The 25,311-nt window shown below is 66.6% G+C and carries 20 protein-coding genes; 19 read left to right on the top strand and 1 reads right to left on the bottom strand.

What is annotated here, in order from left to right; translation table 11 throughout:
* On the top strand, positions 1 to 141 hold a 141-nt coding region (locus HY699_11580), incomplete at its 5' end, for a hypothetical protein (protein ID MBI4516442.1).
* A 190-nt stretch (positions 142 to 331) separates the two neighbouring features.
* Here HY699_11580 and HY699_11575 read toward each other — a convergent pair.
* Entirely contained in the window at positions 332 to 1,810 is a 1,479-nt protein-coding gene (locus HY699_11575; GenBank protein ID MBI4516441.1) for a hypothetical protein, read from the bottom strand.
* A gap of 157 nt (positions 1,811 to 1,967) precedes the next feature.
* Here HY699_11575 and HY699_11570 point away from each other — a divergent pair, with 157 nt between their 5' ends.
* The 18 genes from HY699_11570 to HY699_11485 all read left to right on the top strand — a co-directional run bounded on the left by HY699_11570 (position 1,968) and on the right by HY699_11485 (position 25,192).
* Entirely contained in the window at positions 1,968 to 2,483 is a 516-nt protein-coding gene (locus HY699_11570; GenBank protein MBI4516440.1) for an acyltransferase, read from the top strand.
* A complete protein-coding gene (locus tag HY699_11565) occupies positions 2,480 to 3,799 on the top strand; it encodes an oligosaccharide flippase family protein (GenBank protein MBI4516439.1) in 1,320 nt (439 codons plus the stop codon). Before HY699_11570 ends, HY699_11565 begins: the two co-directional genes overlap by 4 nt.
* Positions 3,796 to 4,917: a DegT/DnrJ/EryC1/StrS family aminotransferase gene (locus tag HY699_11560; GenBank protein MBI4516438.1), complete on the top strand. Its 1,122-nt coding sequence runs from the start codon at positions 3,796 to 3,798 to the stop codon at positions 4,915 to 4,917. Before HY699_11565 ends, HY699_11560 begins: the two co-directional genes overlap by 4 nt.
* A gap of 8 nt (positions 4,918 to 4,925) precedes the next feature.
* The gene (locus HY699_11555) at positions 4,926 to 6,056 is read left to right on the top strand and encodes a class I SAM-dependent methyltransferase (protein MBI4516437.1); all 1,131 of its coding nucleotides are present in this window, start codon (positions 4,926 to 4,928) and stop codon (positions 6,054 to 6,056) included.
* Positions 6,053 to 7,636, top strand: coding sequence for an O-antigen ligase family protein (locus tag HY699_11550; protein MBI4516436.1), 1,584 nt, complete (start codon positions 6,053 to 6,055; stop codon positions 7,634 to 7,636). Before HY699_11555 ends, HY699_11550 begins: the two co-directional genes overlap by 4 nt.
* The gene (locus HY699_11545) at positions 7,633 to 8,535 is read left to right on the top strand and encodes a glycosyltransferase family 2 protein (GenBank protein ID MBI4516435.1); all 903 of its coding nucleotides are present in this window, start codon (positions 7,633 to 7,635) and stop codon (positions 8,533 to 8,535) included. Before HY699_11550 ends, HY699_11545 begins: the two co-directional genes overlap by 4 nt.
* A gap of 64 nt (positions 8,536 to 8,599) precedes the next feature.
* The gene (locus HY699_11540; protein MBI4516434.1) at positions 8,600 to 9,667 is read left to right on the top strand and encodes a glycosyltransferase; all 1,068 of its coding nucleotides are present in this window, start codon (positions 8,600 to 8,602) and stop codon (positions 9,665 to 9,667) included.
* Positions 9,664 to 10,719, top strand: coding sequence for a glycosyltransferase (locus HY699_11535; protein ID MBI4516433.1), 1,056 nt, complete (start codon positions 9,664 to 9,666; stop codon positions 10,717 to 10,719). Before HY699_11540 ends, HY699_11535 begins: the two co-directional genes overlap by 4 nt.
* Positions 10,720 to 10,724: 5 nt before the next feature.
* Entirely contained in the window at positions 10,725 to 12,602 is a 1,878-nt protein-coding gene (asnB, locus tag HY699_11530; GenBank protein MBI4516432.1) for an asparagine synthase (glutamine-hydrolyzing), read from the top strand.
* The gene (locus HY699_11525) at positions 12,595 to 13,635 is read left to right on the top strand and encodes a GNAT family N-acetyltransferase (GenBank protein MBI4516431.1); all 1,041 of its coding nucleotides are present in this window, start codon (positions 12,595 to 12,597) and stop codon (positions 13,633 to 13,635) included. Before asnB ends, HY699_11525 begins: the two co-directional genes overlap by 8 nt.
* Before the next feature lie 20 nt (positions 13,636 to 13,655).
* Positions 13,656 to 16,001 carry a right-handed parallel beta-helix repeat-containing protein gene (locus tag HY699_11520; GenBank protein MBI4516430.1) on the top strand — a complete coding sequence of 782 codons (2,346 nt, stop codon included), beginning with the start codon at positions 13,656 to 13,658 and terminating at the stop codon, positions 15,999 to 16,001.
* 546 nt (positions 16,002 to 16,547) lie between these two features.
* Positions 16,548 to 17,951, top strand: a complete 1,404-nt coding sequence (locus HY699_11515) for a hypothetical protein (protein MBI4516429.1) — start codon at positions 16,548 to 16,550, stop codon at positions 17,949 to 17,951.
* Between the two features lie 20 nt (positions 17,952 to 17,971).
* Complete coding sequence (locus HY699_11510; protein ID MBI4516428.1) at positions 17,972 to 19,030, top strand: zinc ABC transporter substrate-binding protein; 1,059 nt, start codon at positions 17,972 to 17,974, stop codon at positions 19,028 to 19,030.
* A gap of 25 nt (positions 19,031 to 19,055) precedes the next feature.
* Entirely contained in the window at positions 19,056 to 19,808 is a 753-nt protein-coding gene (locus tag HY699_11505; protein ID MBI4516427.1) for a metal ABC transporter ATP-binding protein, read from the top strand.
* A complete protein-coding gene (locus HY699_11500) occupies positions 19,801 to 20,673 on the top strand; it encodes a metal ABC transporter permease (protein MBI4516426.1) in 873 nt (290 codons plus the stop codon). The genes HY699_11505 and HY699_11500 overlap by 8 nt, the downstream gene beginning before the upstream one ends.
* Positions 20,674 to 20,945: 272 nt before the next feature.
* Positions 20,946 to 23,828: a molybdopterin-dependent oxidoreductase gene (locus tag HY699_11495; protein MBI4516425.1), complete on the top strand. Its 2,883-nt coding sequence runs from the start codon at positions 20,946 to 20,948 to the stop codon at positions 23,826 to 23,828.
* Positions 23,829 to 24,110: 282 nt separating this feature from the next.
* The gene (locus HY699_11490) at positions 24,111 to 24,515 is read left to right on the top strand and encodes a hypothetical protein (GenBank protein MBI4516424.1); all 405 of its coding nucleotides are present in this window, start codon (positions 24,111 to 24,113) and stop codon (positions 24,513 to 24,515) included.
* 410 nt (positions 24,516 to 24,925) lie between these two features.
* Positions 24,926 to 25,192 carry a hypothetical protein gene (locus HY699_11485; protein MBI4516423.1) on the top strand — a complete coding sequence of 89 codons (267 nt, stop codon included), beginning with the start codon at positions 24,926 to 24,928 and terminating at the stop codon, positions 25,190 to 25,192.
* The last annotated feature ends 119 nt before the right edge of the window (positions 25,193 to 25,311 follow it).

Here is a 25,311-nt window from a genome sequence, read left to right as displayed (position 1 = left end):
TTCATGCCAGGGTTACCACTGGATCAAGATCGCACGGTGGTGGTGCAGCTCAAGACTAGCGATGGTGTGTGCTGGGAGGACACCTATAGCGCGAAAGCCGTGGTCAATCGGGCGACGATGTTCGTGGATCGCGGCGATTGAGCGATGTTCGGAAACGGTTGCACAAGCGCGCCGCAGAATGGCTGCCGGATGCGGGATGACGGCGTCGAGTTGGCGCTGCCGGACGGAGAACGGGCGAGCACCGCGGGGCGGTACCCGTGGCCGATACTGGGGCGACGGTCGTCGGGCAGATGCCTGCGCCGAGCCACGCTTTCGCACTGACAGTTTCGGTTTACTCTAGCGAATAGACGGACAGAATTGCGCAGCCAGGTGGTCCGTTGATCGTCGCTTGTTGCTGCAACGCTCCGGGCCGAGTCGCCAGTAGGCGACCGGCCCAGGGGCCGTCGACCGTGTCAACGAGATAGTTCGCCCGGCGCCGGCGCAGGTAGCCAAGTAGCTCGTCGGGCTCAAACCCAGGGCCGCGGCGAATAACGGGCCACACGTCTGCCGCCAGCAAACCCCCGATGTCGATGATGTAGCGCCGGCTGTGGTAACCGATCGCACCGATCGGTTCGAGCGCCAAGCGGGCACTCGGAGCCGTGTGCGTCGCCAGCCATTGACCCGCCGCCGTCTTGACACCTTCGCACGCCACCCAGTTGCGATAACGGGGCAGAGCGCGCACACAGAGGGCAAGATGTAGAACGACGATGGCCATCCACAGTGCTAGCCTCGGCCTGCTGCGCCCACCGCCCGAATGGCGTGCGCGCCGATCCACTACTCGAAAGAGCCCGGCCAGTGCAACCGGTATCAGCCACGGCAGTAGGTGGACGAAATACCTCAGCTTCACCAGTGGAAATTCGATGGCGTATGTGACGGCCGACAGGAGCAACAGGACGAGCGGCGCAATTAGCCGGGGGGCCATCTGCGACAGCCCGAACGGCACCAGCGCCAGCCACGGGAGCAGAACACGCGCCTGCCCCTCACTGAACAACATCGCTGCACGATACAGCGCACGCGCGCTGAACCCAGCGCGCTCGGCCCACGACATGGCGCTGAACTGCTCCAAGGTGACGCCGTACCAACCGGGCAGAAACACCAGCAACTTGCCGGTGCGTGTCGGCGGCAGCAGTGTGCCGCCGCTGTCGTAGCAGTACGCCGCCCACGGCAGTGCGCAGAGCGCGATGCCAATCGCCACCGCCGCTGACGTGCGCCAGCGCTTGCCTGGCTGAAATAACACCACCAGCGGCGCCAACAGCACATTGTCCGGCCGGGTGGCGACCGCCAGACCGGTGGCGACGGTGGTGGCCGTAAGCCGGCGCCCCATGCCGGCGATGGCGGCGGCGACGAGCAGCATGTTCAACCCCACCTCCATGCCGCTGATGGCCTGGCAGATGAAGACGGGTGACAAGGCCGCGACGATGCCGGCCAGCCGCGCGAGGGCCGGCGGCTGTCCATTGCTCTCGACGGTGCGGACCATCAGCGCGAGCGCCGCGCCGAAACAGAGTGCGCCCATCGCCTGGGCGATCAGAATGAGTTCAGCTCCCGTAAGCCAGCGGGCCCCGGCCAACAAGAGCACCCACAGGATGCTGGTAATACCGGCGCTGGGCTCGCCAGTGTTGAATGCCAGCCCCTCGCCGGCAGCCAGATGTTCGGCATAGCGCAAGAAGGTGTAGGCATCGTCGTCAATCAGGCCCGACGCCGAGGCGGCAAAGCCGATAGCGATCGCCCCAGCCAGTGCCCCGATCGCCGCTGCCCACCAGTCCGATCGCATATAATCTTCCCTCACGGCTTTGTGATTCGGCCCCGCCCCCGTATACTCGCCCCGCCATGGAAGGCCAACGGAATGGTGCATGATGCGCGCTGAGCTGGGCGCCCTGTTCGATGCGGCCGTGTGCGCATATGCCCGCCTGCTGTTGCGATGGGAGGGCATGAACGGTGTCTGCCGCTTGCTGGCCCGGGCACCCAAGCGCTCGCTCATCCCGCTGCTCAGGGCCTTTGGCGCTACCGTTGGCCGTGACACCGATGTCGAGATGTTTCTCGTCGTCCATAATGCCTCCCACGACCTTCGCAACCTCGTCATCGGCGATCACTGCCACGTCGGCAAGCAGGCATTCCTCGATTTGCGCGCGCCGGTGGTGATCGAAGAGCGCGTCACCATCTCGATGCGGGCGTTATTACTCACCCACCTCGATGTCGGCCACAGCCCGTTGGCCGAGCGTTACCCGCGCCGGCAGGCTCCGCTGCGCGTCGCTGCCGGTGCCTACGTTGGTGCCGGAGCAATCCTGCTGCCCGGCGTGACTGTCGGTGCAGGGGCGGTGGTAGCAGCGGGCGCGGTGGTGACTAAGGACGTGCCTACCGGTGCGGTTGTCGCCGGAGTGCCAGCAAAGCCGTTGGCGGAGAAGCGCGCCCCCAGCCAGTCAGCTGACAACGCCGCCGGTGTATGAGCGAAGCCGGCGAGAGCAAGCCGATGGCCATTGGCCACGCTGCGCTGCTGACGTTTGCTGCACAGATCGCGCAGCTGGCGGCGGGGACGATCAACGGCATACTGGTGGCGCGCCTGCTCGGCCCAGCCGGCAAGGGCGTGGTGGCGTTGGTGATGCTGAGCGGTTCGCTGGCGGTGACCTTCGGCGGCCTCGGTGTCGGCATGTACTACGGCTGCGTCGCGGGGCGCGGCCAGTTCTCGCGCGCCGCCTTGCGCAGCAACGCCATCCTGTGCGCGGCTCTCGGCACCTTCCTGATGACCGGGCTCGGCCTCTCGCTCTGGTGTGCCGGCGTGCTGCCGGTGACGGGCGCGGAACTGGCCTGGGTGCTGGCACCGGTACCGTTCGGCCTGGTGATGAGAAATTTCGCCGGGATCTTTCAAGGCGAGGGGCGCTTTGGGCAGTACAACGCGGTGCTTACGGCGATGTGGCTGGTGATTCCGCTGGCGACGCTCAGCCTCGGCTTGACCATGGGCGGGGTGTCCGCGGCACTGGCCGCGTGGTGTCTGGGGCATGTGGTTGCGGCGCTGCTGGCGAGCTGGTTGCTGCGCGGGGCAGGTGTGGCAAGCATGGACCTGCGTTTGCTCCGCTCGGCGCTGGCGTTCGGAGTGGCGGTCTGGAGTGTGCAGCTGGTCGGAGAGACCAACCTGCGCTTCGACAACTACGTTGCTGCGCTCGTGGGCGGGGCAGAGGGTGCGGGTTACTATTCTGTGGCGGTTAGTATCACCAATCTGCTGTTTCATCTCCCCGCCGCCATCGGCACCGGCGCGCTGCCGCATCTGGCGATGGCCAGCGGTGAGGAAGCCGCGCGGTTGACCGGCATGGGCTGCCGCATCAGCTTGTGGACCAGCGCCGGGTTCGCGCTGATCGCGGCGCTGCTGGCGCGGCCGATGATCCGCTTGCTCTTCGGCGCCGAGTTCGAGCCGGCGGTGGTGCCGCTGCTGTGGCTGCTGCCCGGTGTGGTGGCCTATGCGCTGGCGCATGTGACGACCAGCTACTTCTATGGTCAAGCCGGCAGGCCCATGCTAAACGGCCTCGTGGCGTTGATCTCTCTCGTACTTGGATTGGCCGCGTGTGCCGTGCTCGCGCCGCGCTTCGGACTGGCGGGCGTGGCCGCCGGAGTGAGTAGCGGCCGCATCATCGCAATCGCGGTGAACCTGTGGCTGTTCACACGGCTGTCGCGCTGCTCCCTGGCAGAGGTATTGCTGCCGCGCGCCAGCGACCTGGCACTGGTGCTGGCGCCGTTGCGGCGGCTGTGGTTGGAAGAGAAATCGGCATGATCCCCGTCTTTCGTCCCTCGTTCGATCACGAAGAGCTCGAAGCGCTGCGCGAACCGTTTGCCACCGGCTGGGTGGGGACGGGCCCGAAGGTTAAGGAGTTTGAAAAGCAGTTTGCCGCCTTAGTCGGCGTGCCCCACGCGGTGGCGGTGAATTGCTGCACCTCGGCACTGTATCTGGCGCTGCGCGCCGCCGGCGTCGAGGGCGGCGAGGTGATTACACCGGCGATGACGTTCGTAGCCACCAATCACGCGATCTTGATGGCCAAGGCCACGCCCGCCTTTGCCGACATCGAGCCGAGCACCCTCAATCTTGATCCGGCAGAGGTGGCCAAACGCATCACGCCGCGAACCCGTGCCGTGGTGGCCATGCACTACGGCGGCCATGCCTGCCACCTCGACGAGCTGCTGGAAATCACCCGCGCTCAGCGCATTCCGCTGATCGAGGATTGTGCCCACGCCACCGGCGGCAGCTACCGGCAACGCCCGCTCGGTTCCATCGGCAGCTTCGGCTGCTTCAGCTTTCAGGCGATCAAGAACGTCGCCACCGGCGACGGCGGCATGATTACCTTGCAGGACGCCGCCGTGGCGGAGCGCCTGCACCGCCTCGCCTGGCACGGTATCAGCCGCGACACTTGGGCGCGCTCGACCGGCAACGTCTATAACTGGGAGTACGACGTCACCGAGGTCGAGCTGAAGTACCAGATGAACGACATCGCCGCCGCAGTGGGTCTAGTGCAGCTGCGCAAGTTGGCCCGCACCAACGGCCGACGGCGGGAGCTGGCAGCCCGCTACACGGCCGGGCTGGCAGACAGCGACGCTCTCGAGCTACCCCGCGAGCAAGCTTACGCTCACAGCTCCTGGCACAACTACGTCATCAAGGTGGCGCGCGCGGCTTGGCGCGATCGCTTGGTCGACTTCTTGCGCGAGCGCGGCATCAGCGCCGGCGTGCACTACATGCCGACCCACCTCTACCGCATCTACGAACCCTATCGCGTATCACTGCCGGTTACCGAGGAAGTCTGGCAGCGGGTGGTGACACTGCCGCTGTTCCCCGACCTCGCGCATGCCGACCAGGATCGGGTGATCGCGGCCGTCTCCGACTTCTGCCGCCAGGCGTGATTGGCGCAATGGACATTGCGGCCGGCGCGGGTAGCGCCGAGGCTGAGTGGCGGGATTTCTGGTCGGGCCACAGCGTCGCCAGCGAGATCGCGATGGCCGATTGCTATGGCTTGCGTCACGTGCTGCTGAAGTTCCTGCCGCGCCACGGCATCGTCATCGAGGCCGGCTGCGGCCTCGGGCGCTACGTGTTCTATCTCCGCGGCCTGGGCCTGCGGGTGATCGGGTGCGATCGGCAAGCAGCAGCACTAGGCGCGGCGCGGCAGTGGGCGCTGCGAGCGCGCCCCGAGTGCGCCAGCGCCTTCAGCGCCGCGGATGTTTGCGGCCTGCCGCTACGCGACCAGTCGGTCGCCGCCTACGTCTCCCTCGGCGTGGTCGAGCATTTTCCTGAAGGGCCGGATGCCGCCTTGCGGGAAGCCTATCGCTGCTTGCAGCCCGGCGGTGTCGCGATCGTCGAGGTCCCCAACGCCCTCGCCTTCGATGCCTTGGTGCACCGCGGCAAACGCACAGTCGGCAGACTCCTGGGTCGCGGGCGCCGGCAGTGCCAGGCGCTGCTCGAAGAGCCGCTAGCCCCGGCCGCGCTCGGGGCGGCGCTGCGGCGGGCCGGCTTTGCCTTGCTGTTCTGTGATGCCGTCGATCTCATCTATCCCGCCTGGTCGCTCGGCCTCGGCTCGCGTTGGTACTCCGCGTTACACCGGGCGGAGCGTACACGCTGGCGGCGACTGGGCGGCTTGGCCGTGGCGGTCGGCATCAAAATCGGCGCCACCATGGCCTGTTTCATGTGCGGACGCCTAGTCCCGGAGAAGGCAGCGTGTGGTGAGACCGCGGCTTCGGACACCGCGCCGACGGCGGTACCGTTGTGCCGGCTCTGTAACGTGAAGCTGCCGATCGAGGTGCTCGACACCTACACGCCGGAAGGCATCGGCACCGCCCAGTGGCAGGATCTGGAGTGCGCAGCGGCGCCGGCTGGCGGCGCTTGTGCATTCTGCGGCCGCGAGGCGGAGCCCGACGAGCACTTCGGCGACTGGGGCTTCTCTCTACCAGTGTGTCGTTTCTGCGTCAGCCAGCCGCTCAACAATCTGATCTTGGTGCAGCGGGCGCTTAAACGAGTATGGCGGCCGCGGCTGGGGGCGGCGGCATGACGGCGACTAGGACAGCCTTGCTCCAGCGCCGGGGGCTGGTACAGGCGACGCTGACAGCGGTTGCAGCACTGGCGCTGGGCGCGGTCATCGGCCGCTTCCGCGCCGGATCAGCCGTCTTGCTGTTATTGTGCATCGTGATCCTCGCCGGGGTCTGTCTCAGCCCGGAGTTCGCGATCGGCTTCGCGATTCTGGCGCAGACGAACTTCTTGGGGCTGATTGATCCCGAGCTGTTCAGCATTCCCGGCGTCTTCAAGGTCAGTGATCTGGCGTTCGTGCTGCTGGCGGTACCGCTGATTGAAGACCTGGCGACGGGCCGCTTCGACCTCAAGCGTTTCCGCAGCGCGTTGCTCTGGCCGGTGGCGCTGATCATCGCGGCGGCAGCGTTCAACATCCTGCTTTCGTACCTGCGCGAAGGGGTGCCGCTGACGCTGGGTTTTCGCATCGGCCGGCGCTACCTGTTCTACGCGGTCTTCTTGGTGGCCTACTACGCGCTTACCGATGGGCGGCGCCTGCGGCTCGTGCTCTGGGGTTGCCGCGCTGCCGGCGCGCTGGCCGCGCTGGTGGTGGTGGCGGTCTTCTTCACCGGCTCGCCGTGGTTGTCGGGCGGCATGGTGACCGGGCAGTTTCCCACGGCCGAGGAGTTCACGCGCCCGTACTCGCCGGCGTTCCCCTTGATCATTCTGACTTTCTTCGACTCGCTCGCACGAACGCTCTCGGGTGGCTGGCGCGCACAGTGGGTGACGGCCGGCATGCTGGGATTGGCAGCGGTCGGGATCCTGGTCGACCTCTCTCGCAACGGCTGGCTGGCGGTCATCATCGGCTCGCTGTGGCTGTGGTGGGCGATGCGGCGCGGCCTGCAGTTCCCGCGCTGGCGGGCGGCGCGCTTGATCGCCGGCGCGGCGGTGGCGCTGGCGGTGCTCAGCATCTTCACGGCGCAAGTGGCCAAGCGCGATGTTGGCGACGCGCTGCGGCTGTTCGGCGACCGCTTTGCTTCGACGTTTGCGGACCTCAGCGAGCTCGGCGGTACCTTCGGACAGCGCCTCGAGATTCTGAGCACGCGCGTGGACCTGATGACGCAGGAGCCGAGCAGTTTCATCTGGGGCCTGGGCTTTGCCACCACCCAGGTGCGGGCAATGGAGCTGGCGATGGCGGCGGAGATGAGCAGCGGTGAATTCACCCTGCTCGGCGGCGAGAACGGCGTGGCCACGGTGCTGGTGGAACTTGGCGCCTTGGGTCTGATCGCTATCGCCTGGTTCAGCTACCTGGTGCTGCAGCGGGGCTGGTGGCTCGCTACGCGGGCTCCCGACGGCGCCGGCCGCGTAATGGGGCCGGCGCTGGCCGGTTGCCACCTGTGCTTCGTGGTGCAGTTCCTCAGCCTCAGTTCCCTGTCCTTCGCCTATGCTCCCTACGTGATGGTGGCCGCGCTGCTGATGGCGTTGATCGAGCGGCAGTACCAACGCTCGCGCGAGCTCCGCCGTGACCTGGCCCTGCAGGCGGCGGCCAGCCGCTCGGCCGCGCCGCAGAGCGGCGAGGGCGTCAGCCGGGAGGCGGAGCCTGAGCTGCGGAGTGCCGCCGTATGAGCACCGCGCCGCCCGCGCTTTCCGTCTGCATCGTCACCTTCAACTCCGGCGACACCATCGGCGAGTGCTTGGAGTCCGTCGGCTGCCAGCGCGGGATCGACCTGGAAGCCATCGTCGTGGATAACGCTTCGGTCGATGACAGCGCCGCCCAGGCGGCGGCGTTCCCGTTCTGTCGTGTGATCCGCAACCCGGGCAACGTCTTCTTTGCCCCAGCCAACAATCAGGCACTGCGGGCGGCGCGCGGCGAGTTCGTGTTGGTGCTCAATCCGGACACGGTGTTGGAGCCGGACACCGCCGCGGCGATGGCGGCGGCGCTGCGCCAGCATCAAGAGGTCGGCGCGGCGATCTGCACCGTCATCGGCGATGCCGCCGGCGGTGCCACCGAGGTGCCGCACTACTGGAAGCGAAGAACGGCGCGGGATCTTCTCGGCTCGCTGCAGCCGTGGCTGTGGTGGCGGGAGCGGCAGCCGCCGCTAGCGCAGACGCCGACTGCCGCGGCCTTGCGGGACGTCGACGTGATCTCCGATGCCTTTCTGTTCGCGCGCCGATCGGCACTCGCAGCCGTCGGCTGGTACGACGAGCGCTACCGCTTGTACTTCACCGAAGACGATCTTTGTCACCGCTTGTGGGCCGCGGGCTGGCGCGTGTGTTTCATGCCGGCGGCGCGCGTTCGCCATCACGGCTCGACCAGCACGCGCAAAGTGCCCCGGCTGTGGCTGCGCTGGCTGACGGTGCAGGACCTGCTCACCTATGCCCGCCGGCATCTCGGTTGGGCCGCAGCCGCGCTGCTGGCAGCGGCCAGTGCCGTTGATCTGGCGCTGGTGGCGGTTGTGCGCGGCGCCAAGTGGCTGGCGCAGCAAGCGAGAAACCGGCGGCACCTAAGCGATGCCGTCACCTGAGCCGGCGCGGCGGCGCGTCCTGTTTCTCCTCTGGCAAGGCGCACGGGCAGGGATGGAGCGCCACGTGGTCGCGCTGATCCGGGCCCTGCCGCCGCGCTTCGAGAAGTCCGTAGCCTTCCTCTGTACCGGCGGGCCGGTGGCGCAGGAGCTGGCTGGCGCCGGTATTCCCGTGCACGTGCTCGGCATGCGCCGGGCTTACGATCCACGGGGTGCGCTGGAGCTGTACCGGCTGGTCCGCCGCCTGCGCTGCGACGTCGTCCACGATCACTCCAGCATGGCTGTCGCGCCGATTCTGGCGCTGGGGCTGGGCGGCATTCCTCTGGTGGTGACCGAGCACCTCGCTCTGGCACCGCGGCGACTCGACCAGCGGCTGAGCTATCGGCTATTGTCCCGCTTTGTGGATTGCTTCATCGCTAACTCGCGGGTCACCCGGGACGAGCTGCTGGCGCACGGCGTCGCCACCGACAAGGTGCGCGTCATCTATCACGGGCTCGAGCCGGGAGCTTCGCCGTCGCACGCCGAAGCTCGCCGGGCACTTGGCGCCGGCGATGTGATCGCGGATCCCCTCGTGGGCTTCGTCGGTCGGCTCGAGCCCGAGAAGGGCTGCCGCCAATTCGTGGCGGTGGCAGCACAGGTAGCGGCGGCCGTGCCGCAGGCGCGCTTTGTCGTTGCCGGCGACGGCTCAGAACGTGCCGCCGTGGTTGCCGATATTGCCGCCGCCGGGCTGAGGGAACGGATCGATCTGCTCGGCAACGTGTCGGATATCGAGCGCATCTATCCAGCATTCGATGTCATGGTGTCGACCTCCGAACGCGAAACCTTCGGGCTGGCGATGCTCGAAGCGATGGCCGCCGGAGTTGCCGTGGCCGCCTTCAGCGTCGGCGGTGCCGGCGAGTTGATCGAGGCCGGCGCTGGCGTGGCGGTGGCGCCGGGCGACGTGACGGCGATGGCCGCAGCCGTGATCGACTTGCTGCGCGACGGCGGGCGCCGCCAGGCGATCGGTGTGCAGGCGCGCGCCCGTGTGGCTGCGCGCTTTTCCGCCGCCCATATGGCTGCCGAGGTGGCCGAGGTTTACGACAGCGTGTGTGGGCGAAAGGCTTCCCCGCACCGAGATCAGGGTGAGCGCCGGTGAAGGTCTTGGTCATCGGCGGCTCGCGCTCGCACGACGAGAGCGGCTTCGATCCTTGGTTGCAGCTGCAAGTCCGCTCGCTGCGGCGGCTCGGACTCACGGTCGATTCGTTCGTGATTCATCGCGCCGAGCGCGGCAAGTACGCACGCGCGATCCCGCGGCTGCGGGCCTTGTTGGCACGGGCGCCGTACGATGTCGTGCACGCCCATTACGGCTACGCCGGCATCGTCGCCGCGGCGCAGTCGCGATGCCCTTCGGTAGTGACCTTTCACGGCGACGATCTACTCGGGACGCCGGATGCCTACGGCCGGCCCACGGCGTGGAGCCGCCTGTGGGTGCAGATTCACCGCCGCCTGGCGCATCACGTCGCGGCGGTGATCGCCGTGTCGCAAGAGATGGCGCAGGTACTCGACCGTGTTGACGTACACGTAATTCCCTGCGGCGTGGACACCGAGCTGTTTGTCCCGCGCGACCGCGCGGCCGCGCGCGCCCACCTCGGCTGGGAGCCGGCGCGGCGCTTCGTGTTCTTTGCCGCCAATCCGGCTTTTCCGCGCAAATGCTTCGCCGTGGCGCGGGCCGCGGTTGACCTCCTCAATCGTAACCGTGCCGATCCGGTCGAGTTGGTGTGTACCCACTCGCAGCCGCGGGCGGTGGTGCCGTACGAGCAGGTGCCGTGGTACATGGCGGCCGCCGACGCCTTGGTGGTAACCGCATACTGGGAAGGCGGACCGGTGGTGGTGAAAGAGGCGATGGCGTGCAACCTGCCGATCGTCTCGGTCGATGTCGGCGACGTGCGCCAAGTCATCGCTGATACCGCGCACTGCCACATCGTCGAGCGTGAGCCGGCGGCGGTGGCCGCAGCCTTAGCACGCGTGCTCGACCCACCTCGCCGTACCCAGGGGCGCGCGCGTGCCGAGCTGGTGTCGCTGCCGCGCATCGCTGAACGGTTGCTGGCGGTCTATCGCGCAGTCGTCTCGCCCGAGGCCGCCGTGGCCGTACCGCAGGCGGCTGCCAAATTGGCCGAAGCGGGGCGGACTACCCCCAGCCGAAGCTGATCCCGATGTGCGGCATCGCGGGCGCGTTTGCATATGGGGAGGCGGCGGCCCCCGATCTTGAATTGATTCGCGCCATGACCGAGACGCTGGTGCATCGAGGGCCGGATGACGCCGGTTACCATGTCTGCGACCCGGTTGCGCTCGGGCACCGCCGCCTGAGCATCATCGACCTCAACGGCGGACACCAGCCGATGGCCAACGAGGACGAGCGCGTTTGGCTGGTCTGCAACGGCGAGCTCTACAACTTCAGAGAGCTACGCCTCGAACTGGAGGCGCACGGGCACGCGTTCCGCAGCCGCAGCGATACCGAGGTCATCGTGCACGCTTACGAGCAATGGGGCGATGACTGCGTCCTGCGTTTCAACGGCATGTTCGCTTTCGCTCTGTGGGACGCGAACCAGCGGCGGCTGCTGCTGGCGCGCGACCATTTCGGCGTGAAACCACTCTACTACACAACCAGTGGGCACACTCTACTCTTCGCCTCCGAAGTCAAAGCCCTGCTGGCGTCCGGGCGCGTCGCGGCGGAGATTGATCCGGCTGCGCTGGAGTTGTTTCTTCACTATCGCTTCGTGCCCTCGCCGCACACGCTGCTGCGCGGGGTGCAGCGCTTGGCGCCGGGCCACCGGGTGATCTGCGATCAGCGCGGTCTACGTGGCGAGCGCTATTGGGCGCCGGTACCGCAGCCCGATTGCGGGCTGAGTGAGGCGCAGTATGTCGCCAGCCTGCGCCAGCGCCTCAGTCGCGCCGTCGAACGGCAGCTTGTCAGTGACGTGCCCGTGGGGGCGTTCCTGAGCGGCGGGGTCGACTCCTCGGCGATCACGGCACTGATGGCGCGCCGCGGCTCACGCGTGCGGACATTCTGCGTCGGCTTTGCCGGCGACGAACCGCTGAGTGAGCTCGGTGCAGCGCGCGAGGTTGCCGCTTGGCTGGGCACGGAGCACCACGAAGTAACGCTGTCAGCGCGCGAGTTTGCCGAGGCGTTGCCCGCGTGCATTCGGCATCTCGAAGAGCCGACCACCACCACCTCGATCGTGCCGCTGTTCGTGCTGGCGCGTCTGGCCGCCACGCAGGTCAAAGTCGTACTCACCGGCCAGGGGGCGGACGAGCCCTTCGGCGGCTACCATCGCTACCTCGGCGAGCGCTACGGCGTGTGGTACCGCCGGCTGCCGGCCTGCTTGCGCCAGCTTTTGGTGACGCCGCTGGTGGAGCGGTTGCCGGGGCAAGAGCGGCTCAAGCGTGCGGTGCGCTCGCTCGGCAACGCCGACGATGCCACCCGCTTCCTCGCGCTCTACGCGCTGCTGCCGGCGCCGATGATGGCGCGGCTGTGGGGCGAGCCCTCACGGCTGTCGCCGGCGCAGCTGCTGGCACCGATCGAGCGCTGGCGCGCGGGGGTGCGGGCTCTCGATCCGCTGTCGCAGCTGATGTACATCGATGCTCGGCTGTCGCTGGCCGACGACCTGTTGCTCTACGGTGATAAGATGACCATGGCCTGGTCGCTCGAAGCCCGCGTACCGTTTCTCGACCTGGACTTGATGCAGGTGGCGGAAAGCGTGCCGGCGGCGCTGAAGCTCAAGGGCATGGTGCGCAAGTACATCCACAAACAAGCAGTGATGGCATGGCTGCCCGAGCACATCGTGCGCCGGCGCAAGCTGGGCTTCGGCGTACCGACGGCACGCTGGTTCCGCGCCGAACTGCGCGACTACGTGCGTGACACGCTGCTGGCGCCGAATGCTGCCTGGCGAGCTTACTTTGCCCTCGACGGCGTCGAAGCGATCTTGCAGGCGCACGCTGTCGGAGAGGAGAACTACGAACGGCAGATCTTGGCGTTGCTTACGCTCGAGCTGTTCTGTCGCCAGTTCGTCCGCCGCGGGCCGCATGATTAGCGTTGAGGTCATCGATCCGCTCGGCGACAGCCGCTGGCTTGCGGTCGAAGCCCTGCCGGGCGCGGCGCTGTATCACTCGCAGGCTTGGGCGCGGGTGATCGCGGCGACTTACGGGTTCGCGCCGCGCTATTACGTTGCGAGCGCGCAGGGCAAGGTGATCGGCGGCCTGCCCGGGTTCGAACTCGGTGGCTTATGGCGCGGCCGGCGTTGGGTGTCGCTGCCGTTTTCCGATGCCGGCGGCCCGGTGGGTGGAGCGAATGCCGTCAGTGCGCTGTTGGCTGCGGCCCTGCGCGACGCCGGCGAGCGCAACTGGCGTGCCCTGGAGGTGCGTGGAGCGCTGGCAGACAGCGCGCGCACACAGTTGGCGGAGACGCTGCACAATGATTCGTATCTCCTGTCGCTCGAGCGCCCGCTGCACCTGCTCGAGCGGGCGTTCTCGGACTCGGTCAGGTGGGGACGCAAGCGGGCCTTGCGCGCGGGCGTCAGCGTCGCCCAGGCCGCCGACCTGCCGGCTCTGCGGGAGTTCTACCGGCTGCACCAAATCACGCGCCGCAGGCTGGGCGTGCCGGTACAGTCGTGGCGCTTCTTCGAGCTACTGGGGCGGGAGTTCCTCGCGCGTGACGCCGGCTTTGTCGTGACTGCACGCCACGGCGGGCGGGCGATTGCTAGTGCCGTGTTCCTGCGCTTTGGCGCCTGCCTCTACTACAAGTTCAGTGCCGCCGATCCGCGCCGCCTCGAGGTGCAACCGAACAGCCTCGTGCTGTGGCGCGCGATCGCGTGGGCGAAGAGCGCAGACCTGGCCGCGCTCGACCTGGGCAAGACGGTGCGCGAGAACGCCGGCCTGGCGCGCTTCAAACGCAGTTGGGGCGCAGTGGCGCAGCCGTTGCCGTACTATTATTTCCCGCGCGTGACCGGTGTCGGTGCGCAGTCCGAGGACTCCGCGCGGTTGCGCGCGATTCGCGCCGTGTGGCGACACCTGCCGCTGGCGGTGACGCGCTGGCTCGGTGGCTGGATGTATCGAGTGCTGGCATGAAGAGCGGTAGCCGGGCGCCTATGAGTACGAGGTTGCGTTTAGTGACGATGGCGGCTGCGATGTTGGCCCACGGTATCGCGCCGGCCGGGGTGACGGTTATCGATCCCGTGCGCGCCGGAGACGATCTGGGTGCGGCGGTGAATCAGGCGTTGGCGCAAGCCCCGGCCGTGCTGATTCCCGATGCCGCAGTTGACGTGGTTGGCGGAATGCTGATTGCGCCGCTGCCAGCCGGTGTAAAGGCGCGCGCCGTGCCGAAGATGGTGACCGCCCTGAATCCCGGCGAGTACAGCGTGGTGGTGGCCGGCGTGGCGGTTAATGGTGAAACGGTGGCGGTCGGCGAGCCGCAAGGCGTACTTATCGGTGCGGGCGAGGCGCTCGAAATATCCCTGCCGCTGGCGATGTCGCCGGTGGCCACGTATAGCGTTTACGCCGGCCCGCCTGGCGGCGAGAGCCTGCAAGCGCAAGAGGTCGCACCTGAGACGAGCGTGCGCTTGATCGACGCGACGGAGTTCTTCAACCGCCGCCTCGGCGAGGTGCCTTACTACCCGAACGGCCCTGGAGCCCCGGTCACGGTCCGCGTTATTGTTGCTGGCTACGCCGGCGAGCGCTTGGTCAAACTCGGGGCAGTGCAAGAGGTGCGTGTTGCGGCGCGACAAGGTGTGCGCGTGACAGTGCCGGCTGAGCCGGGTCTGAGCTACGGTGTTTTCGCAGCCAGTGGCCCCGATCGCGAGCGCTTGCAAGTGCGTGGGTTGGCGCCGGGCGCGGTGCACGTGTTGGCCGCGCTTCGCCAAGACGGCGAGCAGCTGCCGTCGCGTGCCCAACGCATCGAGATCGCGCCGGGCGACTACGAGCAGGCGACCATGATCGTCATAAATCGTCCGGCGGTGACGCTGGCATGCATGGCCCCGGCGACGATTCATGTCACTCACGGTTTCGATCAGGCGGCGGTGCTGGTCAACCCGGCCATTCTGGCGGCGCCGGGTGGCACCGGCGACAACGCCGGCCGCCATCGCCTTTACGACGTCGCGATCGAGAACTGCAGCTGGGACATGACTGGCCAGATCGAGACCGCCAGCGCGCCGCCGCCGGACGACCTGCGCAACTATGCCGTCTTCGCTTGGGCCACCGACGGTCTGACGCTGCGCGGTTTGCGCATCGGCAACAATTTGCGGGGCGGCTTGGGGGCGCTGAGTTGCTCGGACGTGCGTATCGAAGGCAATCGCATCGAGCGCAACCGCGGGCGGGCGCAGAGCGACGATCGCGGCCAGCTTTTGCCCGGGCGCGGCGTCGGCAACGCCATCAACGTCGCTCGCAACGCGCCCTTTTCCGACGCCATCGCCGCTGCGCGCCAAACCCGAACGGTGATCGCCAACAACATCATTGCCGGCGGCGACTACGGCGAGATGTTCGGCATCGCCGCGGCCGCCGGCGGGGCGAGCGAAAACACCATCACCGGCAACACCATCAGCCACGTGCGCGGTCCCTGCATCGCGCTCGAAGGCCAGAACGCCGGCGACAGCGGCCGCACCACCATCAGCGGCAATACTTGTACCGATACCGGCGGTATCGTCAGCGACAACGCCAGCGGCGGACTCGCCGACACCGAGATGCGCGCGGTCACCATCAGCGGCAATACCCTGAGTATCAACCGGGCGGCCGGGGTCGCGGTGAGTTCGAGTGACACCGCGGTGGTCGGCAACGTCATCAGCGGCTGTCAGCTCGACTCGAGGGCCAGTGGCTGCGTGGTGATCACCCCGCCGCGCGCCCCGGGCGAGCGCGCCGGCAGCCGCAACCTCTTGGTGTCCGACAACCTCATCACCCTCGGCCGGCGCTCGCACGCGCAGCCGCCGGTGGGTGTATACGTCAACGGCGCGGCGCCGGTCACACATCTGACGCTGGCGCACAACCGTATCGACTGCGAGCAGGCTGCGGGCAGCATCGCAGTACAGCTCTCCGGCGATGTCTCCGACATCTCCTTGCACGGCAACGATATCAGCGATTGCGGCGGCGACGGCGTCGTGATCACCGACTTCAGCCTGAGCAATGTCAGAGTGCCGCAACGACTGACCGCGTCCGACAACGTCTTCCGTAACCTCAACCTCTCCGAGCGCTGGCTCGACGGGCGCCACCCGGTAGGCGCGGCCTTTCGCTTCATGATCGACGGCGTCGGCAACACCAGCGCCGGGCACCGGCTGCGCCACAACCGCGTCAGCGACGAGCGCTCGCCCCCGCGCGTTCGCTACGGCGTTGTCTTTGACGCCGAGCGCCTCGGGGCAATCACCGACGTGCAGCTCGATGGCAACGAGTGGAACGCCCGCAGTGACGACGTATACAACGCCGGCGCCACTGAGGTTGTGGCGCGCTAGGTGAGATGACGGTTGACGGAGTATGGCGCCGTTGGTAAGAGCGCGCTGCTGCTAGTTATGGTGGTATCGGCGATTCCAGGGTGGCGTAGGCGATTCGGAATCTCGCTCGCGCTCTGCGGCTTGGCGGTACAGCTCACCCTTCCGTTGCTGCACGGGGGGCAGGTTGAGTTCGATCTGAGCGAGTCGGGTAGGCCGGCAAGCGCCGGTTCTGCGGCGCTCGCTCCGGATTCATCGCCGCAGCACCACGACGGCGCGACTTGCCCGGCATGCCAACTCATCCGCACCTCGCACCAGACACTGCTGTCCACTCTTGCGGTCTCTGTCTCTCCGCCGCTTACATTGGCGGCGCCGGTGGTTGCCGGCGCAAGTGTCAGCTCGATCGAGCTGACTGCCGCCGGGCCGCGCGCACCGCCCCTCCTCGCCTAGTCGTCGTTCGTTTTCACGAACGCGGTTACCCCAAAGTGCGGGCATCAGGAGCAACCCGTCCGGGGCGCTCCCCATCCGGCATTGGCACGCGGGGCCCTTTCCCATGCGAGGAGAGAAGACATGGACTACTGGCAGCTTCGGCGTTGGCACCGACTCACCGGGTTGGTGGCAGCATTGGCGCTTGTACCGCTGGCGGCAATGGCGCAGTCCTCGGAAATCGATCAGCTGAAACGCGAGATCGGGGCGCTGCGAAAGAACGATCAGGAAAGGCAGAAGCGGCTCGACACGCTCGAGCGGGAGGTGGACCGGCTCCGCATCGAGGCGGAGAATGCGGCAGCCGGGGCCGGCAAGAAGGCGGCACTCGATCGGGCCGTCGAAGAGGTGCGCCCACCCGAGACCGCGCCGCCGTCCGATCTCTGGTCGCGGCCGCTCGCTGGCGGAAAGATTCGGCTGATTGACGTCGCGCTGGTGGTTCTCGCCGTAGGCGGGACCTCGACGGCAACCGATGATGAGATTGCCGGACTACAGGCGGGCGGCCATGATCCCAACCGGCGTGGCTTTACGCTTCAACAAGCCGAGCTGTCCCTCACGGGCGCCGTTGATCCATACCTGACAGGCGAGGCGCACATCGTCTACACCTCGGGCGGCGTGGAGCTCGAAGAGGCGTTTCTCACGACGCAGTCGTTGCCCCACGGCTTACAGCTCGAGGCCGGGCACTTCTTCACGGAGTTCGGCCGCATCAACCCAACGCACCCGCATGCCTGGGACTGGATCGATCAGCCGGTGATCAACACCCGCCTCTTCGGTCCCGACGGCTTGCGGGCTGCGGGTTTCCGGCTCGGCTGGCTCACGCCCTTGCCGTGGTTCTCGGAGCTGCACGTGGGCGCACAGAACGCCCGCGAAGGCGAAACCACGGTGAGCTTCATTGGCGAAGAAGGAATTGGCGGACTTCCGGCAGCGGACACCGGCGCCCGCAATCTCGGCGATCTCCTGTATCTTGCCCGCTGGAACAACGCCTGGGATCTCACCGAGGACACCGCGCTGCTGTTCGCGATGTCGGGCCTGCACGGACCCAACGCCACCGGCCCCGACGGCGACACCTGGATCTACGGCGGTGACTTCAAGCTGCGGTGGCGGCCGGCGAATAATTTCCGCGGCTGGCCCTTCTTCCTCTGGCAATCGGAGGTCATGAAGCGGGATTACGCGCCGGCTGCTGGTGCAATCCTTCGCGACTGGGGACTCTACACGCAGGCGCTGTACGGCTTCCGCCATGGTTGGGCTGGCGGCCTGCGTTGGGAGTACGCCGGCAGCCGTGGTCAGAGCGTGGGCGGACGGCAGTCTGAGCCTCTGCGCGATGATCGTTACCGGCTTTCACCCCTGCTGGCTTGGTATCCGACCGAGTACTCTCGCTTCCGCGTCCAGTACAACTACGATCTCGCCCAGCATCTCGAGCCAGACGACGCCCACTCGGTCTGGCTCGGTGCCGAAATCCTTTACGGCGCTCATCCCGCCCATCAGTACTGAGCCGTGGAACGAGATGTGATATGATTGCTTTTGTGCGGGGCGCGGGCAGCTTGGCCGCGCTGGGTTTCATCTCTCTCTTCGTAGTCGGATGCGCGCTAGTATCTCGCGCCCAGGCGCAGCCGATCAAGGTTTACGCCACGCTGCCGGACCTCGGCAGCCTCGCGCTGGCTGTGGGCGGCGACGAGATCACCCTCACGGTTGCCGCCAAGGGGCCGGAGGATGCACACTTCGTTGAAGCCAAGCCGAGTCTGATCAAGGCGCTGAGCGAAGCCGATCTCTATGTGCAGGCTGGGTTGGAACTGGAAATCGGCTACGCGCCGCTGCTCTTGCAGGGAGCGCGCAATGCCAAAGTCCTGCCCGGGAACCCGGGTTTTATCGACGCCTCGACGGTGATCGCTCCGCTCGAGGTTCCGCCGGCGCCGATTGATCGCTCGCAGGGGGATGTCCACCCGTTCGGCAACCCGCACTACCTGCTCGATCCGCTCAACGGGCTGAGAGTTGCTGCGCTCATCCGCGATCGCCTGAGTGCGCTTCAACCCGGCCGGCGCGACCAGTACGCGCGCCGGTACGATGATTGCCGCCAGCGCTTGGCCGCGGCACTCGCCGGCGAGCGGCTGGCCGGCGAGTATGACGCCGAGCAGCTGGCGGTCTTGCACGAGCACGGCAAGTTGATGGACTTCCTATCGCAGCAGGGCGATAGCGCTGCGCTCGCAGGGTGGCTTGGAGCGATGGCGCCCTATTACGGCACCAAGTTTGTCGATGAACACAATTTGTGGCCGTATCTGGCTCGCCGATTTGGCCTCGTCGTCGCCGCCCATCTGGAGCCGAAACCCGGCATCCCACCGGCGCTGAAGCACCTCGAAAATGTCATCGCGCTGGTTCAAAGTGAGCACATCAAGCTCGTAGTCACGGCACCTTACTACGACCCGAAGCACGCCTCGCTGGTGGCACGCGCGAGCGGTGCTCAGGTGGTTCACCTGGCGCATCAGACGGGCAGCGTGGCGGCCGCGGCCGACTACCTTTCGATGGTCGACTACAATGTGCGAACCTTGGCGGCAGCTCTGGCGGCGGGCAGATGATGAAAGCCGGGATGGGGCATAAGAGATGACTGACGCCGGCAGTGCGCAGGTCGGGCACGCCTTGGCACCGGCGGCGGTGTCGCTCGCGGGTGTGGCTGTTGGTTACGCCGGCAAGGTGGTCTTGCGTGAGGTCTCCCTAGCCGTGCACGAAGGCGAGTGTTTGGCCCTGCTCGGGCCCAATGGCAGCGGCAAGACCACCCTGTTCAAGACCGTGCTCGGCATCCTGCCGCCGCTCGCGGGCACGGTAGGTTGCCGCGCCGATCCCCCGGTGCGATTTGGCTACGTGCCGCAGCGAGAACGCCTCGATCCGATCTTTCCGGTGACGGTGCGGGAAGTCGTGCGCATGGGCGCGTATCGCCGCTTGCGGCCGTTCAAGCGGCTTGCGGAAGCATCGGCTCGCGCCGTGGCGCAGGCGCTCACCTCGGTCGGTGCCCAGGATTGGGAGAGCCGTCTCTTCAACGAGCTTTCGGGAGGCGAGCGCCAGCGAGTCCTGATTGCGCGCGCACTGGTCTCCCGGCCAAACGTGTTGCTTCTCGACGAGCCGACAACCGGAGTCGATCTCGCAACCGAGATTGCGGTGATCGACTTGGTGAAAGAGTTCTTGCGCACGGGCATGGCCATCGTGATGGTCAGCCACAACCTGCGCACGGTCGAGCAAGTGGCAAACCGCGTGATCTGGGTGCACCGGGGCGAGCTGCGCAGCGGATCACCGGAAGAAATGCTTACACCGGAACACATCCGCACGATGTTGGTTCCCGAGGTCGCGGACCATGAGTGATCTCGCCGCCATCGTGCGCCCGGATTTCCTGTTCCGCGATGCACTGCTGGCATGTTTGCTGGTCGGCATCGTCTGCCCCTGGGTCGGGGTGTACTTCATCCTGCGCCGGATCATCTTTCTCGGTGTCGCTCTGCCGCAGATTTCCTCGGCCGGCATCGCCCTGGCTTTCCTGTTGCACAATCTCGGCTGGCATTTCCTGCCGCACGACCTCGAGGAGCGCTGGATGGCGCTTGCCGGTTCGCTCTCACTCACCCTGCTCACCATCCTCGGCCTGGCGTTGCTCGAACGGCGGCCGGGCAACTCCGAAGGGCGCATCGGTGCTGTCTTTGTGGTCGCCGGCGCCCTCGGCATTCTCTTCGTTGCCGCCGACCCGCTTGGTGAAACGCGGCTCCTGGCGCTGCTGAAAGGGGACATCCTGTTGATCAGCTACGAGACGCTCGTCGTCGTCGCCATTGCCTACGGCGCACTCGGCTTGGCCCTCGCGGCATTCCACCGCGAGCTTCTACTGGTGTCTTACGACCCGGAAATTGCGACAACCCTCGGCCGTCGGGTGGCCCTCTGGCAAGCGGTCTTGTTCGCCATCGTCGGGATCGCCATCTCAATCGGGGTGATGACCGTCGGGCCGATGGTCGTCTTCGGTCTACTGCTGCTGCCGCCGCTAGCGGCCTGCCGCACCGTGCGGGGTTTCCTGCCGCTCTGTGCCGTCTCCTCTTTGTTGGGAGCGCTCAGCGCCTTCGCCGGCTTTTACCTGTCCTACCGTTTCGACTTGCCGCTCGGCCCGACGGTGGTTGTCACCGCGGCGGGCTGGCTCGTCATCGGCGCGCTGGGCCAGGCGCTGCGGCGGATTGCCAGTGTTGCTTCATGAGCGTGCGCTCGCCCCGCCCGATGATGAGATGACAGGGGTCTCACCAGGGGCATTGCTGGTGCAAGCTTTTACCCGGCGGCACTCTATGACATCCTGACCGAGGAGTGCCCGAGAATGCATCAATCCACGTGTGCCCGCCAAGTGTGCCTGGTCGAACACGTCGCCACAAGGGTTTCTAGGCGCGTTACGCAGACAATGGGCACGCGGCTTGGGGTTGGCGTCGTGATCGACGCCTGCTTAGCCGTAACGGCTTGGCGAGGTAGGAGTCTTTAATGAATCGAACGCTGACTCGCAGAGGTTTTCTAAAAGCAACCGGCGGCACCGCTGCTTTGACGCTGCTCAATCTCAGCTTTAGCCGAGCAGCAACGGGCACCGCCAGCGCCGATGCGGCGGCCGGGCTCCCTGATCCCGGCTACCGTGGCGTTGATGACCTCTACCGCAAGCAATGGACTTGGGATCGGGTGGTCAAAGGCACCCATTACGCCAACTGCGGCTATCAACGCTGTGCCTGGAACGTGTACGTGAAGGACGGCATCGTCTGGCGCGAGGAACAGGTCGCGGCCTACCCGCAAGTCCGCCCCGAACTGCCTGACTTCAATCCCCGCGGTTGCCAGAAGGGTGCCTGCTACAGCGAGCGGATGTACGACCGCTCGCGCCTCACCGTGCCGCTGAAGCGCCTCGGCGAACGTGGTGAAGGCAAGTGGCAGCGCATCACCTGGGATCAGGCGCTGGCGGAAATCGCCGACAAGTTCGTCGGCGCGATCACCGCCCCCGAGGCCGGCCCCGGGTCGATCTACTGGGACCTCGGCTCCTCATCGAGCAATGGTTGCCACGCTCTCGGCCTCACGCGCAGCGCCTATCTGCTCGATACCCCGATCTTCGAGAACACCGCCGAGATGGGCGACCATGCGCCCGGCGTCACCACCACGGCCGGCAAGCTCATCTTCACCAGTTCCATGGATGACCTCTGCTACAGCGACCTGATCCTCATCTGGGGTGGCAACCCGAACTACACCCACATCCCCAACGCCCACTTCATCTACGAGGCTCGCTACCGCGGCGCCTACGTCGTCTGCGTTGCGCCCGACTTCAGCCCCTCGGCGATTCACACCGACGAATGGGTTCCGGTCAACATCGGCACCGATGCCGCCCTGGCGCTGTCGATGGCGCAGGTGATCGTCGCCGAGAAGATCTACAAGCCCGAGTTCATGGCCGAGCAGACGGACATGCCGCTGCTCGTGCGCCAAGACAACGGGCGGTTTCTACGCCGGAGCGATCTGAAGTCCGGCGGCGCGGACGATGTATTCTATGTCTTCGATACCGCAGCCAACGAAGTGATCGAGAGCCCCAGGCGCAGCTTGAAGCTCGGGGCGATCAAGCCGGCGCTGGAAGGAGTCTTCGAGGTCAAGACCCGCGAGGGCGCGGTGAAGGTCACTACGGTGTTCGAGCGACTGAAGGTTCAGCTCGCAGGGTACACCCCGGAGCAGACGGAAAAGATCACCGGGGTAAAGGCCGCCATCGTCCGTGCGCTGGCGCGGCGCATCGCCAATGCTCGGGCCTGCTCCAACATCACCCAGACCAATCTCGGCAAGTTCTACCACGGCCTGGAGATGGAGCGGAGCATCCTGCTGGTGTTCGCCCTGGCCGGTCACTTCGGCCGGCGCGGCGCCGGCTATTCCGCCGTCCCCATGCTTTCCGTCTCGGGTGCCGATCCACTCAACGTCGCCAGCGGCAAGTACTCGCCCAAGATCGGCATCGCCCTGATGACGGCCAAGCTGCTGCCCGAGATGGCGCGCATGAAGCTGGCCGGCTACTCCACCGAGATGATGGTGTATCATCTCGCGCGCGAGGATTACGCCCGCGGCAACCTGGTCGCCACCGCTCTGTTCCACTACCAGCACGGCGGCTTGAAGGAGCAGTACGGCGACGCCAAGCGCTGGGATCCTGCCCTGCCGCGGGAGTTCGCCGACTACCTCGCCGAGGCGGTCGAGCAAGGGTGGCAGTTCCTACCCAAGACCGCGCCGCGCATCCTGTTCAGCGTCGGGGGCAACACGCTCCGCCGAGTGCGCGGATATCACAAACTGCGCGAGCATATGCTGCCGAAGCTCGAGCTCTTGGTCACCCTGGATTGGCGCATGAGCAATACCGCGCGCTACAGCGACTACGTGCTGCCGGCGGCCGGCTACTACGAAAAGGACGACATCGCCTGGTCCTCGGGCCTGGCGCCCTTCAGCCACCCGACGGTCGAGGCGGTGCGACCCGTCGGCGATTCGAAGACGGACTGGCAGTTTCACTGCCTGTTATTGAAGAAGATCCAGGAGCGGGCGCGCGCGCGCGGCATTACCACCTACCGCGATCGCCACGGCGAAGAGCGGCGGCTGGACGAATGCTACGAGAATTTCACCTTCCAGCGGCGCTTCACCGAGGACAACCCGCAAGCTCTGCTCCAGGAGATGTTGGAGATCACCACGAATCTGAACGGCATCGGCTGGTCCGAGCTGGCGGAGAAGGGCTTCGAGCGCTTCAGCAGTGTCGGCACCGGGGTGGTGCACATCGGCAACTCGGGGGACATCGAGCCGAACGAAACCATCGTGGCCAACAGCTGGCACGTGCAGCAGAAGCTCCCCTGGCCCACACTCACCCGGCGCCTGCAGTTCTACATCGATCACCCGCTTTATCAGGAGCTGGGCGAGACCCTGCCGGTGCACAAGGACAATCCGCCGATCGGGGGCAACTACCCGCTGCAGTTGACCGGTGGGCACAACCGGTGGTCGATCCATGCGGCCTGGCGCGATCATCGCAAGCTGCTGCAATTGCAGCGCGGCGTACCGGTGATCTACCTGAACAGCGCCGATGCCGAGCAGCGCGGGATCGGCGACGGTGAGGTGGTCCGCGTCTACAACGACGTCGGCGAGGCCGAGTTCCAAGCCGTGGTGTCGCCCGCCCTGCGGCCGCACCAGGTGATCGTGTACCACGCCTGGGAGCCGTTTCAGTTCAAGAACGAGAAATCGTACCAGAAGCTGCTCCCAAGCCCGTTGAACCCGATACAGCTGGCCGGCGGGTATTTCCACCTGCAACCGATGGTGATGATGGGACAGCCCGGATGCAGCGACCGGGGAACCAGGGTGGAGGTGGAAAAGGCCCGCCCGGCATAGCGATAGAAACGCAACCAGCGAGGCACAAAGCGCCCCGGGGAGGCTCTGTGCCACCTTGACCAGCTGGCGGGGCGCCACCCGCGTGCGCCCAGGTTCCGCCGGTTTCCGCCGGCTTGACAGTGAGCTTCTAACAGCGGAAGGTGGGTGCCGGCAGTCGACACGTCAGCGGCCCGCACTCGGGGGGTACTACGGCCCCCCCACCTAGGAACGTTCGAGCCTTACCCGGGAGCAAGCAGCTCTCGCCAACGAAAGGGCGCCGCTCGCCCAACCCAGAGGGCTCCAATGAACGGCACTGCACATATTACTTTCAAGGGCGGCGGGCTGATTCTGCCAGCGCGCACGCCTTACGAGCGCGAACTGCTCGTCGAATACATCGAGGCGTCCGTCAGACGGCACGGCCGCCTCTTGCTCGATGTCAATCGTGGACAGTGGACCATCAGTAAGCGCCAGGGACTGCGCACGGTCTGCGCCTCGTGCAGCCGATGGCCGGGCGAGTTCACCTACCCGGGCGGGATGACGGGCAGGCTCGCCGTAGTCAGCGCTCGTGCCGGGGTCTGTACCGACGCCATGTGCGAGCTGGCTCAGGCGGACGAGCGCGCTTTACCGATCGCCGCTCACGATGGCGGTTTTGTCGCGCTCGACCGGGGCGAGGAGCTGAGCACCGTGCGAGGCGCGAGCCCTAACTGAGAACGCCGAGAAAAGGAGTCATCGGGATGATGGGACAGGGCAGAGAACGCAATCTATGTGATAACCTCAACCATCGGCGGGCGCAGGCCCCCGTCCGCCATTGCCCGATGTGTGGCGGCATCGTCAACCAGCGGGTTCGCGCCCCCCTGTGCAGCGAGACCCAGCACGCGCTGTCGCGACGGCAGGGGAGCGCATTCTGTGCCGATTGCGGTACGCGACTGGTCGCCGATCGCTGAGCCAGGTGACGGCTCCGGCGTTTTCGCTCGGCCGTCCCTCCCCATGAACAAACCACCAACGACGGAGGAAATTGCGAAGTGGCAGAAGCACCTGATCGATACTCGCAGTTCGATATCATCCTACCTTCGCAACACTTCAGAGCCCCGCGCAAGCATTCGCCTGAGGAGCGGCTGATGATTGCTGTTCTTCACGACGCGCTCGAGTGCCTCGAGAAGTATCGCCGTGCGACGGACCCGCAGGGCAGCCGGCTCTTCCGCGAGGCGCAGCACTGGTTCCTCGCCGACGAAGCCGATTGGCCGTACTCGTTCGAATGCATTTGTGGGGCACTCGATCTCGACGCCGGCGCCGTGCGCCAGCGTCTGCAAGTGGCGCCAGAGCAGCAAACACTATCCCTGTCACCCGAGGGGTCCTTCTTCGGACAGGAATCTTGCGGGCGTTGATAGGCCGGCCCGGTGGCGGTCGGCACCAACTGGGCGCCGGCGGGTGCGCGACACATTTGTGGGTAACGTGGTTCGGTGTTATGGCCGTCATTCCCGCGAAAGCGGGATCCAGTTTGGCG

The sequence above is a fragment of the Deltaproteobacteria bacterium genome (genome assembly GCA_016210005.1).
Taxonomy (GTDB): domain Bacteria; phylum Desulfobacterota; class Binatia; order HRBIN30; family JACQVA1; genus JACQVA1.
This window is presented reverse-complemented; position numbering and strand designations above follow the sequence as displayed.